The 12,743-nt window shown below is 70.2% G+C and carries 14 protein-coding genes and 1 pseudogene; 5 read left to right on the top strand and 10 right to left on the bottom strand.

The window, feature by feature from the left end; genetic code table 11:
• Positions 1–35: 35 nt before the first annotated feature.
• Positions 36–1,619 carry an acyl-CoA carboxylase subunit beta gene (locus QIT00_RS31960; RefSeq protein WP_282538959.1) on the bottom strand — a complete coding sequence of 528 codons (1,584 nt, stop codon included), beginning with the start codon at positions 1,617–1,619 and terminating at the stop codon, positions 36–38.
• A gap of 174 nt (positions 1,620–1,793) precedes the next feature.
• Complete coding sequence (locus tag QIT00_RS31955) at positions 1,794–4,124, bottom strand: polysaccharide lyase 8 family protein (RefSeq protein ID WP_282538958.1); 2,331 nt, start codon at positions 4,122–4,124, stop codon at positions 1,794–1,796.
• A 248-nt stretch (positions 4,125–4,372) separates the two neighbouring features.
• On the opposite strand from QIT00_RS31955, the gene QIT00_RS31950 reads away from it, so the two are divergent.
• A complete protein-coding gene (locus tag QIT00_RS31950) occupies positions 4,373–4,975 on the top strand; it encodes a YceI family protein (RefSeq protein WP_282538957.1) in 603 nt (200 codons plus the stop codon).
• Between the two features lie 20 nt (positions 4,976–4,995).
• On the opposite strand, the gene QIT00_RS31945 is transcribed toward QIT00_RS31950, so the two are convergent.
• From QIT00_RS31945 to QIT00_RS31935, 3 genes and pseudogenes are all read right to left on the bottom strand, one after another.
• Positions 4,996–5,442 carry a hypothetical protein gene (locus QIT00_RS31945; RefSeq protein ID WP_282538956.1) on the bottom strand — a complete coding sequence of 149 codons (447 nt, stop codon included), beginning with the start codon at positions 5,440–5,442 and terminating at the stop codon, positions 4,996–4,998.
• 86 nt (positions 5,443–5,528) lie between these two features.
• Positions 5,529–6,095, bottom strand: a pseudogene (locus tag QIT00_RS31940) (YdeI/OmpD-associated family protein).
• Entirely contained in the window at positions 6,092–6,526 is a 435-nt protein-coding gene (locus QIT00_RS31935; RefSeq protein WP_282538955.1) for an ATP-binding protein, read from the bottom strand. Before QIT00_RS31935 ends, QIT00_RS31940 begins: the two are co-directional and overlap by 4 nt.
• A 111-nt stretch (positions 6,527–6,637) precedes the next feature.
• Between QIT00_RS31935 and QIT00_RS31930 the strand changes: the two genes are divergently transcribed.
• Genes QIT00_RS31930 through QIT00_RS31920 form a run of 3 tightly spaced genes read left to right on the top strand, consistent with a single transcriptional unit; the run spans position 6,638 to position 7,877 of the window.
• Positions 6,638–7,462, top strand: coding sequence for a helix-turn-helix domain-containing protein (locus tag QIT00_RS31930; RefSeq protein WP_282538954.1), 825 nt, complete (start codon positions 6,638–6,640; stop codon positions 7,460–7,462).
• Entirely contained in the window at positions 7,459–7,686 is a 228-nt protein-coding gene (locus QIT00_RS31925) for a DUF397 domain-containing protein (protein WP_282538953.1), read from the top strand. The genes QIT00_RS31930 and QIT00_RS31925 overlap by 4 nt, the downstream gene beginning before the upstream one ends.
• Before the next feature lie 2 nt (positions 7,687–7,688).
• On the top strand, positions 7,689–7,877 hold the full coding sequence (locus QIT00_RS31920) for a DUF397 domain-containing protein (protein ID WP_282538952.1): 189 nt from the start codon (positions 7,689–7,691) through the stop codon (positions 7,875–7,877).
• Here QIT00_RS31920 and QIT00_RS31915 read toward each other — a convergent pair.
• From QIT00_RS31915 to QIT00_RS31905, 3 genes are all read right to left on the bottom strand, one after another.
• Complete coding sequence (locus QIT00_RS31915) at positions 7,858–8,433, bottom strand: TetR/AcrR family transcriptional regulator (RefSeq protein WP_282538951.1); 576 nt, start codon at positions 8,431–8,433, stop codon at positions 7,858–7,860. The genes QIT00_RS31920 and QIT00_RS31915 overlap by 20 nt on opposite strands.
• Positions 8,434–8,523: 90 nt before the next feature.
• The gene (locus QIT00_RS31910) at positions 8,524–9,414 is read right to left on the bottom strand and encodes an NAD(P)-dependent oxidoreductase (protein ID WP_282538950.1); all 891 of its coding nucleotides are present in this window, start codon (positions 9,412–9,414) and stop codon (positions 8,524–8,526) included.
• Positions 9,411–10,340, bottom strand: a complete 930-nt coding sequence (locus QIT00_RS31905) for an NAD(P)-dependent oxidoreductase (RefSeq protein ID WP_282538949.1) — start codon at positions 10,338–10,340, stop codon at positions 9,411–9,413. The genes QIT00_RS31910 and QIT00_RS31905 overlap by 4 nt, the downstream gene beginning before the upstream one ends.
• Positions 10,341–10,429: 89 nt before the next feature.
• Between QIT00_RS31905 and QIT00_RS31900 the strand changes: the two genes are divergently transcribed.
• Entirely contained in the window at positions 10,430–10,813 is a 384-nt protein-coding gene (locus tag QIT00_RS31900) for a winged helix-turn-helix transcriptional regulator (protein ID WP_282538948.1), read from the top strand.
• Between the two features lie 16 nt (positions 10,814–10,829).
• On the opposite strand, the gene QIT00_RS31895 is transcribed toward QIT00_RS31900, so the two are convergent.
• Together QIT00_RS31895 and QIT00_RS31890 are read right to left on the bottom strand one after the other, a co-directional pair.
• Positions 10,830–12,155, bottom strand: a complete 1,326-nt coding sequence (locus QIT00_RS31895; protein WP_282538947.1) for a hypothetical protein — start codon at positions 12,153–12,155, stop codon at positions 10,830–10,832.
• 50 nt (positions 12,156–12,205) lie between these two features.
• On the bottom strand, positions 12,206–12,743 hold a 538-nt coding region (locus QIT00_RS31890; RefSeq protein ID WP_282538946.1), incomplete at its 5' end, for an alpha-isopropylmalate synthase regulatory domain-containing protein.

Here is a 12,743-nt window from a genome sequence, read left to right as displayed (position 1 = left end):
CGGGGTCTCCGTAACGTGTGAGGCGGGACGAAAAGTCACTGAGGCGGGTTGCCGTGCTTGCGGGACGGCAGGTCCGCGTGCTTGTTGCTGAGCATCGCGAGCGCGGCCACGAGGACCTCGCGGGTCTCGGCGGGGTCGATGACGTCGTCGACGAGGCCGCGCTCGGCCGCGTAGTACGGGTGCATCAGCTCGGCCTTGTACTCCTTGACCATGCGCGCCCGCATCGTCTCCGGGTCCTCGGCCTCGGCGATCTGCCGCCGGAAGATCACGTTAGCGGCGCCTTCCGCGCCCATGACCGCGATCTCGTTGGTCGGCCACGCATACGTCAGGTCGGCGCCGATGGACTGCGAGTCCATGACGATGTAAGCACCGCCGTACGCCTTCCGCAGGATGAGCGAGATCCGCGGCACGGTCGCGTTGCAGTACGCGTACAGCAGCTTCGCGCCGTGCCGGATGATGCCGCCGTGCTCCTGGTCCACACCCGGCAGGAAGCCCGGCACGTCGAGCAGTGTGACGATCGGGATGTTGAAGGCGTCGCACATCTGCACGAAACGCGCGGCCTTCTCGGAGGCCTCGATGTCGAGGACACCGGCGAGCGCCTGCGGCTGGTTGGCGACGATGCCGACGACCTGGCCGTCGAGCCGGGCCAGGGCGCACACGATGTTGCGCGCCCAGCGCTCGTGGACCTCCAGGAAGTCGCCGTCGTCGACGAGTTCCTCGATGACCTTGTGCATGTCGTACGGCCGGTTGCCGTCCGCCGGGACCAGGTCGAGCAGGGCGTCGGCGCGCCGGTCGGCGGGGTCGTCGCAGTGTGCGGTCGGGGGGTTCTCGCGGTTGTTGGACGGGAGCATCGACAGGAGGTAGCGGACCTCGGCGATGCAGGTCTCCTCGTCGTCGTACGCGAAGTGCGCGACGCCCGAGGTCTCCGCGTGGACGTCCGCGCCGCCCAGACCGTTCTGCGTGATCTCCTCACCCGTCACGGCCTTCACCACGTCCGGGCCGGTGATGAACATCTGCGAGGTGTCGCGGACCATGAACACGAAGTCCGTGAGGGCGGGCGAGTACGCCGCGCCGCCCGCGCACGGGCCGAGCATCACCGAGATCTGCGGGATGACACCCGAGGCCTTGGTGTTGCGCTGGAAGATCCCGCCGTACCCGGCCAGGGCGCTCACGCCCTCCTGGATACGGGCGCCCGCGCCGTCGTTGAGCGAGACCAGCGGCGCACCCGCCGCGATCGCCATGTCCATGATCTTGTGGATCTTCGTCGCGTGCGCCTCACCCAGCGCGCCGCCGAAGATCCGGAAGTCATGCGCGTACACGAAGACCGTCCGGCCCTCGACCATGCCCCAGCCAGTGATCACACCGTCCGTGTACGGCTTCTTACTCTCAAGGCCGAACCCGACCGCGCGATGCCGGCGCAGCTGCTCGACCTCCTTGAACGAACCCGGGTCGACCAGCAGCTCGATCCGCTCCCGGGCGGTCAGCTTGCCCTTGGCGTGCTGGGCGGCGGTGGCCTTCTCGCTGGGGCCGGCCAGTGCCTGGGCGCGGATCTCGTGCAGCTCGGCCACGCGGCCGCGGGCGTCAGTGGGCTCACCCGGGGTGTCGTCCAAAACGGTCATGTAGCGACCTTACGAAGCCGAGCAAGGAAAACGGGCCGTTGACTCCTCACAGTCTCCGGCCCGTTTTCCTGGTACCCCCGGACAGAACCCGAACGGGAACCCTCCGGCGTGCAGCTGAAGTGACTGCTCAGGGGGGCGTCGGCTTGTAGGGCTGCCACAAAAGCGTGGGACGGCTCAGCTGAGAGTCACCTCACAGCGGTGACCGCCGCCCGCCGTACCCGGAGTGATCCGCAGCCTCAGTTCGCGCCCCGTGGAGAGCACCTCCACCGACGGATCGTGCGCGGTGACGCGGGCGACCCGGTGGTGCCAGACGAGCTCGAAGGGCCGCCCGGTGCGGGTCGGCTCGCTGACCGTGAGGCCCGCGGTGCGGCCGCGGCGGCGCAGCAGCACGCTGGACGGCCCGGTCACGGTGAGGCCCCTCACCGTACCGGGCGTCCAGAAGTTGGCCGCGGTCAGGCCCAGGGAGGGGACGGCGACGGCCTGGCGGGCGCTGTCGTTGGCGAGGGTCCGCAGCCAGCCGCGGTCGGCGGCGCGCTCCGCGAGCTCCCGCGGCCCGGCGCCGGGCATGAGGAGGTAGACGTACGAGGCATCGGTGGGGTCGGTGCCGTGGTCGAGCCAGAGGGTCTGCCAGCGGCGGGTGCGGCGCTCCGTGGAGCTGGTGGTGTTGATGTCGGACCAGGCGCCGGTGCGGTCCTCGCGCAGCGTGCGCAGGCGTCCGCCGGAGGGCAGGACCCAGCCGCCGTGCCCCTCCAGGTGGGCCCAACGACTCCTGACCGTGAGGGAGTTGGAGCCGGACTCGCCGAGGTTGCGGTTGTCGACGACCGTCTCCACGGGCGCGCCGTCGCGCGCGGTGATGCCCGCGCCGAGGCAGATCACGGCGTCGGCCACGCAGAACCAGGACTTGCGGGCCTCCAGAGTGGAGCCGAGCCCCTTCAGATGCTGGCCGACGGCCGCGAACTCCCCGTCGGTGGCCCCGCCGACCCACTGCGCGTCGGGCTTCGGCTCGCCCCATTCGCCGCCCGCCTTGTCGGCAAGTCGCTTGGTGGACACGGTCGTTCCGGGAAGCCGGTAGAAGTCGACGGTCGGCCAGAACCAGTCGGTGTATTGATCCGTCTTCCCCTCCGGCCCCCACCAATAGACCATCCCCGCGCCCGTGTGCCAGCCGCGCGGGTTCTCGCCGTTGCCGCACTCGTAGTACGAGATCCGCTCCGAGGCCATCGAGATGTTCGCGGCCCAGCCGGGGCGGCGGTGCACGGACCGGTCCATGGACGTGAAAAGCCGGTGTGCGACCGGCTCGGGCGCGGCGGGTACGGGGGACGCCTGCACGGTGTGAAGGCGGGCCAGGTCGTCGGTGCCGAACTGGCGGTCCGTGAGGATGGGGGTGACCGTGTCGCGCGCGATCCAGCCCTTGACCATGCCGTGCCAGCTGTCCCGCTCGGCGGAGCTCGCGCCCTGGGCCAGCAGGGCGATCGCGGCGATCAGGGCGTGGCCGTGGAAGTGGTCGGAGCGCATCACCCCCAGGTCGTCGGAGTTCAGGTAACCCCGGCTGATGGCACGGCCGTTGACGCTGTCCATCATCAGGCCGTCGTGGATGAGCGGCGCGAAGGCGTGCTCGACGCTGTCGAGGATGATCTGCCGCTTCGGGTCGGTCACCTCCCAGGTGGACCCGGCGAGCAGCGCGAAGAGCCGCCCGAGCCCGTCCATCAGGACCTGCCCGTACGTACCCGAGTACGCGACCCAGGTGTGCTGCACGAACGAGCCGTCGGTGTAGAGCCCGTCCCCCTTCGTGACGTACGGGAAGACCGGGGAGAGGGCGTCGCGGGCGAGGATGACCTTCTCGGGCTTCCGGCCGACGATGCCGCGCAGGGCGACCGAGCGGCACAGGTCGACGCGGTTGGCGCCGGTCGAGGTGCCGGTGTAGTCGCCGAGCATGCTGTCCGGAATGAAGTGGTCGACGGCCGCGCAGGCCGCCTCGCGCTGGGCCTCGGTCAGCTCGTCGTGGAGCGTGGCGACGATGTCGAGGAGCAGGCGGGGGCTGCCGATCTGCCACTCCCACCAGTTGCCGTAGCGGGTGGTGGACGGGTTGTAGACGGTCGTGGAGACGTGGTCGAGGCCGCGCTTGATGTCGGCGAGGAGGGCCTGGTCGCCGGTGAGTCCGGTGCCTTCCTGGGCGTACGCCCTGGTCATCGTCCAGAGGCGGCTGTAGCTCTGGGTGATTCCGGCGGGCGGGTCGAAGCGGTGGCCGGGCCAGAGGGAGTCGGCGGTGGGCGCCATGGTGTCGCGGAAGCCGCGGGCGAGTTCCCCGGTCTCCTTGAGGCGGTCGGCGAAGGGTTCGGCGGCCGGGTCGTAGCCGGTGCCGAGCTGGATGGTGAGCCAGCGGGCTCTGAGGGTGTCGTACTCGTCCTCGGCTGCCGCAGCCGGTCTCGCGGTTCCGAGCACCGTGAGCGCGGCCCCGGCGGCCGTGGCGCTCGTGGCTGTCAGGAACGTACGGCGTGTCGTCGGCACGTCTCAACCTCCGCAGTGGGTACAGGCGTTGCCCCGGTCGGCGTGGTCTATACCGTTACCGCCGCTGCGGCTCCCGACAAGGAGTTCGACACGCCCGAATCACCCGGATCACGACCGAATGCGGTCGCGCGAGACCCGGCCGTCCGCAAACTGTTGAAAGTTGAACTTCATCGCGCTACAGTGAATCTCGTTGAACGTTAAACCTCCTGCTTCGGAGCCTCTCCGGAGCCCGTCCCTCAGGAGCAGTCATGGGCATCTTCGGCCGCAAGAACGACACCACCGCCGCCACCCTCCCGGCCCGGGTCAACCCCGCGCTGGCCGCGCTCACCGGCGACTACGCGATCGACCCGTCGCACTCCTCGCTCGGCTTCACCGCCCGCCACGCGATGGTCACGAACGTCAAGGGCGCTTTCCTCGACTTCGAGGGCGGCCTGAGCCTCGACGGCTCGAACCCGGCCGCGTCCACCGCGAGCCTCGACATCCGGATGGACAGCGTCGACACGGGTGCGCCCGACCGCGACGGCCACCTCAAGAGCGCCGACTTCTTCGACGTCGAGCAGTTCCCGGCGATGACCTTCCGCTCCACCTCGGCGGAGGCCCTCGGCGGCGATGACTACCGGATCACCGGCGACCTCACCATCAAGGGCGTCACCAAGCCGGTCACGATCGACCTGGAGTTCAACGGCACGGCCAAGGACCCGTTCGGCAACGAGCGCGTCGGCTTCGAGGGCAAGGCGGAGATCCTGCGCTCGGCGTGGGGCCTGACCTGGAACGCAGCGCTCGAAACGGGCGGCGTGCTGGTCTCGGACAAGATCAAGCTGAGCTTCGACATCTCGGCGATCAAGCAGTAACCGGTCGGCGTACGGGGCACTCATCCGTGGCCGGGCAGGCCGGGCAGGTGCCCCGTGAACGCCGTCCGGAACAGCCGGCCGAGGGCGAAGTGGGCCAGATAGCGCGGGTCGCTCACTTCGAGGGTGAAGAAGGCCGACGAGCCCTCCCCCGCCTCCGGCTCACCGTCGTACGGATCGAGCGCGAAGTGCGTCACTATCTCCGCCGTACGACGCGCGAACGCGTCGGCGGGCGACTTCCCTCGCTCCCGCGCCTGCCCCTCGAAGTAGAGCTCGAAGAGTTCGTCGAACTCGGCCGCCGTCTCGGACGACACGCTGCCGACCCCCTCCCGCCAGGCCTCCATCAACAACTGCAGCCCGAACACGGGCCCTTGGGAGAACCCGGAGTCGTACGGGTCGCGGTACTGCACCACACCCGTGAGGGTCCGGCCTTCGCGCGGACTGGTGAACACCTCGAAGATGTACGTCATGCATGCGCAGCCTAGGCACCGGGACTGGCAGAAGCATCGCCCTCGCCGGCATCTCCCTCGTCGGCATCGCCCTCCCCGGCATCGCCCTACCCAGCATCGCCCTCGTCGGCCCCGAGCCGGGCCACCGCTGCCCGCAGCGCGGCCTCCCGCCCCTCGGCCGTACGTGCCCTCAGGAGCGGCAGCAGCACCAGATACGCGTCCGTCCGGCCCAGCTTTGCGTACGCCCGCCTCGCCTGCGGGTTCGCGTCGAGCGCCGTCACGAGGTCCTCCGGGACGGTGGCGTCCTTCTGCGAGGCGTACGCCGCGTCCCACCGCCCGTCCGCCTTCGCGGCCTCGACCTCCGCGAGCCCCGGCCCCCGCATCCGCCCCTCGGCCGTCAGCTCGGCGACCCTGCGCACATTGACCTGCGACCACTGGCTGCGCCGCCGTCTCGGCGTGATCTTCTACACGTAGTACGACGCGTCAACTCCCTTTCTTTGGCCGGTGATCCAGCCCCAGCACAGCGCCGCGTCGTTCACCTCCGCCGCCGTCACCGAGGTGATGCCCGAGCCCTTCTTGGCGACCCGCACCCAGAGCCCGGCCTGCACGTCGTGATGCCGCTCCAGCCAGCCGTCCAGGGCGGCCAGGTCCGCGAACCCCAAGGTCTCCGTCATACGTTCGATCCTGCCACCGGCCACTGACAGTCGCCCTCGAACTCGCACCACACGACCTTGCCCGGCACGCGCTCCCCCACGCCCCACCGGTCCGCGAGCGCCGCCACGAGCCGCAGCCCGCGCCCGCCCTCGGCATCCAGCTCCGCGCCGGGCGTCCGCACCTCGCCGCCGCCGCTGTCGTGCACTTCGACGCGTACGGTGCCGTCCGGGCGGCGGTCGATCCGCAGCAGGTAGCCGCGGCCGGGAGGTACGCCGTGCAGCAGGGCGTTGGTGGCGAGTTCGCTCACGCAGAGCGCGATGTCGTCGGCGCGGGCGGTCAGGTCCCAGTCCTTCAGTGTGCGGCGCGTGAACTCCCGTGCGGCGGGGACGGATCGGCGTTCGCGCCGGTAGAACGCTTCGCGGGGGGACGGGAGTTGGGGTTGCTCGTTCATACGGCGAATGTCACAGGGGGTGACTACGCTCATCCAATGAGTCAGCTCGTACAAGGCTTTTGTACGGGCCGTGTACGGAGTCGTACGGCTCCACAGGGGAAGGACGCGGCCATGCACCCGGCGAAGAAGCCCAGGAAGAGCACCTCGTGGTGCGTGGTCGGCGCGCAGCTCGCCCATTTCCGCAAGCTGGCCAGACTCACGCAGTTCCAGTTGGCGGACGAGATCGGCGTCCACGTCGACACGATCGCCTCGATCGAGCAGGGGCGCCGCGCGCTGCACATCGATCTGGCGACGCAGCTGGACGAATTCCTCGCGACGGGCGGGGTGTTGGCGATCGGCGCGAGCCATATGCCGACTCGGGAACGGTTACCGGCGTTCGTGCAGGACTTTATTGAGTACGAGCAGGAGGCGTTGACGCTGCTGTCGTACGAGAACCAGTTGGTCCCGGGCCTCCTGCAGACGGAGGACTACGCGGCGGCCGTCTTCGGTTGCCTGTTTCCTCCCATCACGCCGGAGGAGGCCGCGGAGAGGTTGTCCGCAAGGCTCGACCGGAAGCGTATCTTCGAGCAGAAGCCGTGGCCGCCGATGATGAACTTCCTGATGGAGGAGGTCATCCTTCACCGGCCCATCGGAGGGCAACCAGTTCTCCAGGAGCAGATCCGACATCTTCGTCGGTGCGCCGAACTCCCGTTCCTGGGACTGCAGATCATCCCTACCCGCCGGGAAAATCACGCCGGACTCGACGGCCCCATGGTGCTGCTTGAGACTCCCGACCATGACCAACTGGCCTATCTCGAAGGGCAACGCGTGAGCTTCCTCGTCGATGATCCGGACGAGGTCAGTGTCCTCCAACAGAAATATGGGATGCTGCGATCACAGGCGCTCACCCCCGAGGAGAGCACGGGTCTGCTGGACGATCTGGCGGGAGAGACATGAACTGGTTCAAGTCCAGCTACAGCGGAAGTGAAGGCGGCAACTGCCTCGAAGTCGCCTACGACTGGCGGAAGTCGAGCTACAGCAGCGACCAGGGCGGAGACTGCGTCGAGATCGCCGCTCACCCCGCCGCCGTGCATATCCGCGACTCCAAGAACCCCGGTGGGCCGGTCCTCACTATCGAACCGGCTACCTGGGACGCCTTCATCAGCGCTCAGCGGAGCTAGTCGTGAAGTGGTTCAAGTCCAGCTACAGCGGTAGCGAGGGCGGCGCGTGCCTCGAAGTCGCCTACGACTGGCGGAAGTCGAGCAAGAGCGATGCCGCCGTACACATCCGCGACTCCAAGAACCCCGGCGGGCCGGTCCTCACCGTCGAACCGGCTGCATGGGACGCCTTCGTCAAGGGGCGGGTGCGCTGAGCACTGCGTCTCGGAGGGTGGACGTCACTGCCTGGAGGCAGGAAGGGAAGTCCTCTTCGCCGGCGGCCTCTACCCAGCGCGTGCAGGCGTGCTCGAAGGTGAGGGTGGCGGTCTGGGCCACGAGGCGGGCGGTGTCCGGGGGCGTGCCGCGGTCTGTCAGTGCCGTGGCGATCGACGCGGCGACCTCCGCGCGCTTGGTGCGGTCGCGTTCCTGGAGTTCCGGGCTGGCGTCGATCACGGCGCGGCGCTCCGCCGCGTTCCGGAGCTGGACGACGAGCTGCGCGCCGACTCGGGCAAGGGCCTCAAGGGCCGCCGCCATGGGCGGCGTATCGCGGTGGACCGCGCGTACGGCCTTGTAGACCGCGGGCGGCAGTTTCTCCGAGCCCGCGAACAACACCGCGCGCTTGTCGGGGAAGTAGCGGAAGTACGAGCGGCGGGTGATCCCGGCGCGCTCCGCAATGTGCGTCACCGTCACGTCGTCGTACCCGCGCTCCATGAAGAGCTCAAGTGCCGCCTTCGCCAGACGCGCCTGCGTGCCGGAATCCCACCTCGCCATACCCCCCACCCTAACAAGTGATGACACACTGAGACATCACAAAACCGGGGGACCCCAGGCCCCCGACGCCCCGGGCCACGGCACGCACCCTCAGCGGCGCTGGTCCGGATCGCGGATCCCGTCGATGATCCGGGTCCAGTTCTCCTTCCCGTGGCCGTCGGCGATCGCTCGCTGATAGTGGGACTGGACGGCGCGCGGGAGCGTGAGGTCGATGCCGACCGCCGCGCTCGTGGCGACGATGTGGTCCGCCGTCGCGCCCATCATCGTGACCGTGCTCAAGTGGCCCGGGTGCTCGCCCGCGTCGATCTGCGCGCCGACGTTCTCCTCGCCTGCCTGGAGCATCGCCGGGATGTCGGCCAGCGTCCGCATCAGTTCCGGGACGGCCTCCGCAGCCGTGATCCCGGCCGAGCCGAGCAGTGCCGTGGCGTGCATCAGGGCCGAGAGGCCGGTGAGGAACACGTCGAGCTGGGCCTGGTACATCAACTGCGCGAGGCCCGCGTCCTCGCCGAGGTAGCGCGGGGCTCCGATCCGGGCCAGTGCCGCGCGGTGCGGTTCGAAGGCCTCGGACGGTCCGCTGTAGTAGACGTACGCCTCCTCGGTGCCCACCGTCGGCGCCGGGGACATCACGCCTCCGGTGACGAACCGCGCCCCGTGCTCGGCCGCCCAGGCCGCCGCCTCGCGGGCCCGGTCGGGGGTGTCCGAGCTGAGGTTGACGAGGGTGCGACCGGTAAGGGCCGGGGTCGCGTCGCGCAGGACGTCGTACATCGCCTGGTAGTCGGTGAGGCTGAGGATCACCAGCTCGCTCGCGGCGACCGCCTCGGCGGGCGAGGCGGCCAGGACGGCGCCGTCGGCGACGACGCCTTCGGCACGGGCCGCGGTGCGGTTCCAGACCGTGACCGGGTGACCGGCGGCGAGCAGGGTCCGGACCATGGCCTGACCCATGGGGCCGAGGCCGATGAGCGTGACGGGCGCGGCGTTCATGCGGGGTCTCCTTCGTTCGTGGTGGCGGCGGCGGTGGCGGCTCCCGCGCGCAGGCCCGCGTAGATCCGCGCGAACCCCTCCGAGCCGTGGCCCGCGGCGATCTCGCGGCTGATGAGCGTTTGGACGGCGGCGACCGGGGCGGGGTCGACGCCCTCCTCCTCGCTGGCGCGCACGAGGTGCGACAGGTCGGAGAACTCCAGGCTCTGCTGGCCCGGGACGGTGTAGTCGCCGTCGTCCACGACCTTGGCGAGGGCGGCCAGTTCGTGGGTCATGGCGGACAGGAACGGGGCCTGCCGGGCGGCGAACTCGGACGCGCTCATCCCCGCGGAGGCGGCCATCGCGGCGCCGTGGAAGAAGCCCGCGAACATCTGGTACATCCCCGACAGCATCGCCAGGTCCACCAGGGCGGCCCGCCCGGCGTCCGCGCCGTGGAACTCGCTCGGGGCCCAGAGGTCGAAGGTCGGCAGCAGGGCGTCGTAAGCGGCCCTCGAACCGCTGTAGAAGATCTGGCCGTCGCGGGATCCGATCATGGCGGGCACGGCCATGATGGCGCCGTCGAGGTAGTCGATCCCGTGCTCGGCCGCCCAGGACGCGAGGGCGCGGGACTCGTTCGGGGTCGTGGTGGTGACGTTGACGAGGGTGCGGCCGCGCAGCTCCTCGGCGACCGGACCGAGGGTCTCCTGGACCGAAGCGTGGTCGAAGAGGCAGGCGACGACCACCGGGCTCGCCGCCACCGCCTCGCGCACCGGGTCCACGGCACGGGCGCCCTGGGCCACCAGTGCGGTGGCACGGCCAGGGGTGCGGTTCCAGACGGTCACGGAGAGGCCCGCGCCGAGCAGGGTGGACGCCAGGACGCTGCCCATCGCGCCGAGGCCGAGTAGGCTGACCTGGTTCAACTGGCCTGTTTTTTCAGCGGGTTCGTTCATGTCCACCATGCTGCGCAAGGCGGTAGCGTCGTGGAAGTACCCACTATTTACTGCGGTACTTACCTCTTGGTAAGTGAGGAGCGGCAGCCATGGCGAAAGCACCGCGCAACGGCCCCTACATCTGCGGGATCGACGCCGCACTCGACGTCGTCAGCGGCAAGTGGAAGGGCCTCGTCCTCTGGGACCTGCACGCGCACGGCATCCGGCGCTTCGCCGAACTGCGCCGCGCGCTGCCAGGGGTGAGCGAGAAGATGCTGACCCAGCACCTGCGCCAGATGGAGGAGGACGGCCTCGTCCACCGCACGGTCTACGCGGAGGTACCGCCCCGGGTGGAGTACGGACTGACCGAAGCGGGCGAGGCGCTCAACGAGGCGTTGCAGCCGCTCGGCGAGTGGGGCCTCGAACGCATCCGCCGAGGCCGCCTCACGGTCGTCCCGGAGCCCGACGCTCCACTGTCGGCGAGCTCCCTGTAGACCAAAGGACTCGGCCCTAGAACCCGCCGCCGAAGTCCCCGCCTCCGAACCCTCCCCCGTCCCCGAAGCCGCCGCCGAAGTCGCCGGAGCCGAAGTCGGAGCCCGAGGTGTCGCCGCCCTCGAAGCCGCCCTCGCCGGAGCCGTAGTCCGTGGCCGCGTAGGCCGGGCTCGCCATCATGTGGCCGAGCATCGTGCCCATGAGCAGCCCGGGCAGCAGGCCGCCGCCGAAGTAGCCGCCCGCCCAGGGGCCGTACACCGGTCCCGCCTCGTAGTACGGGCGGCGGCCCGCGGGGGTGTCGACGGTGCGGACGTCGGGGTCCTCACCCTCTTCGATCCGCGTACGGTCCGCCGCGCAGACCGGTACGTCTCGCGGCGTACCGCCCTCGGGGGCCCAGGACATGTCCGCTACCGCCGGGCCGTGGCGCGGATCGAAGAAGCACGGAGGCCTGCGGACCGGCAGCTCGCGGCCCTCGCGGCGCGCGGCCAGGGCGGCGAGCGCGAACCGGCCGTCCTCGATCGCCTCGGTCACGCCGCGCACGTCGTCGGGCCGTTCCGCCTGGCCCATCAGGGACTTGGCCTTGTCGTAGGCGTCGAGGGCGTGCTCGTAGTCGGTGCGCATCTCGTCCGTGGCGCCGGGTTCGCCCGGGTGGAAGTCCAGGCGGTCCAGCTCCTCGCCGAACGCGGTGATGTCCTCGTCGACGACGACCCGCAGTTTGGCCAGGGCCGCCCACTCGGCCTCGGCCTTGCGCTTGCGGTTCCGCCTGACCAGCGCGTACGCACCGGCGCCGCCCGCGAGGGCGACCGCGCCCAGACCGATCAGGCTGGCGGGGTCGAAGTCGTCGGCCGCGGTGTCCCAGGAGGCGGGGGCGGAGCCGGCGGCGCTCGTCAGGGCCAGGTCGGCGAAGCTGTCCAGCTGGGCCGCGGGGGTGCTGCCCTCCATGGCGACCTTGAGGTTGTCGACGCCCTGGGTGGACAGGACGGCCCGGTCCGCCTTCGCGTCGAAGTCGTCACCGATCTGGATGCCGTAGAGGCCGGTGATGCCGGTCTGCGCGCGCAGCTTCTGGAAGACGTCCTGCTTCGGGTAGTCCGCGGGCAGCACGGCCACGAACACCGGCTTGTCCGCGTTCTCGATCTTCGTGGCGAGGGCGTCCGCATTCGCGGCGGGCAGCAGGTCGGCGGCCGCGGGGTCGACGTAGACAGGGCTCTTCTTCAGGGCCTGTGCCACTTCGGACACGGGCGTCTCGGCCTGTGCCCCGGGGGCCGCGACGAACGCGACGCCCAGGGCCAGAAGCAGTGCCAGGATCACTCGGACGGTGATCCGTACCGATATGAGAGGCCTCATACCTCGACGGTAACTCGGTCGGCCGTCTTTCGACCGGGCCCGGCAGCGGCTTATTCCGTCGGCTCGACCCCGGCGCGCAGCAGACCGTAGGTGTACGCGTCCTCCAGGGCCTGCCAGGAGGCGGCGATGACGTTCTCCGCGACGCCGACGGTGGACCACTCGCCGGTGCCGTCGGAGGTCGAGATCAGGACGCGGGTCGTGGAGGAGGTGCCGTGCGTGCCCTCCAGGATGCGGACCTTGTAGTCGACCAACTCCAGCTTGGACAGCTCCGGGTAGAACCGCTCCAGGCCGACCCGCATCGCCATGTCGAGGGCGTTGACGGGGCCGTTGCCCTCGGCCGTGGAGACGATCCGCTCGCCCTTGGCCCAGAGCTTCACCGTGGCCTCGTTGGCGTGCGTGCCGTCGGGGCGGTCCTCGGTGATGGCGCGCCAGGACTCGGTACGGAAGTAGCGGCGCGGGCGGCCCTCGACCTCCTCGCGGAGCAGCAGCTCGAAGGAGGCGTCGGCGGCCTCGTACGAGTACCCCTTCAGTTCGCGCTCCTTGACGCGCTCGACGACCCGGCCGACGAGGGCGCGGTCGCCGCCCAGG

The organism is Streptomyces luteolus, from assembly GCF_029968015.1.
Taxonomy (GTDB): domain Bacteria; phylum Actinomycetota; class Actinomycetes; order Streptomycetales; family Streptomycetaceae; genus Streptomyces; species Streptomyces luteolus.
This window is presented reverse-complemented; position numbering and strand designations above follow the sequence as displayed.

Excerpts from the sequence above, each read along its gene's own strand:
- QIT00_RS31960 (WP_282538959.1), bottom strand. The coding sequence starts at position 1,619 with ATGACCGTTTTGGACGACACCCCGGGTGAGCCCACTGACGCCCGCGGC.
- QIT00_RS31945 (WP_282538956.1), bottom strand. The coding sequence starts at position 5,442 with ATGACGTACATCTTCGAGGTGTTCACCAGTCCGCGCGAAGGCCGGACC.
- QIT00_RS31905 (WP_282538949.1), bottom strand. The coding sequence starts at position 10,340 with ATGAACGAACCCGCTGAAAAAACAGGCCAGTTGAACCAGGTCAGCCTA.
- QIT00_RS31910 (WP_282538950.1), bottom strand. The coding sequence starts at position 9,414 with ATGAACGCCGCGCCCGTCACGCTCATCGGCCTCGGCCCCATGGGTCAG.
- QIT00_RS31900 (WP_282538948.1), top strand. The coding sequence starts at position 10,430 with ATGGCGAAAGCACCGCGCAACGGCCCCTACATCTGCGGGATCGACGCC.
- QIT00_RS31935 (WP_282538955.1), bottom strand. The coding sequence starts at position 6,526 with ATGAACGAGCAACCCCAACTCCCGTCCCCCCGCGAAGCGTTCTACCGG.
- QIT00_RS31930 (WP_282538954.1), top strand. The coding sequence starts at position 6,638 with ATGCACCCGGCGAAGAAGCCCAGGAAGAGCACCTCGTGGTGCGTGGTC.
- QIT00_RS31925 (WP_282538953.1), top strand. The coding sequence starts at position 7,459 with ATGAACTGGTTCAAGTCCAGCTACAGCGGAAGTGAAGGCGGCAACTGC.
- QIT00_RS31895 (WP_282538947.1), bottom strand. The coding sequence starts at position 12,155 with ATGAGGCCTCTCATATCGGTACGGATCACCGTCCGAGTGATCCTGGCA.
- QIT00_RS31950 (WP_282538957.1), top strand. The coding sequence starts at position 4,373 with ATGGGCATCTTCGGCCGCAAGAACGACACCACCGCCGCCACCCTCCCG.
- QIT00_RS31915 (WP_282538951.1), bottom strand. The coding sequence starts at position 8,433 with ATGGCGAGGTGGGATTCCGGCACGCAGGCGCGTCTGGCGAAGGCGGCA.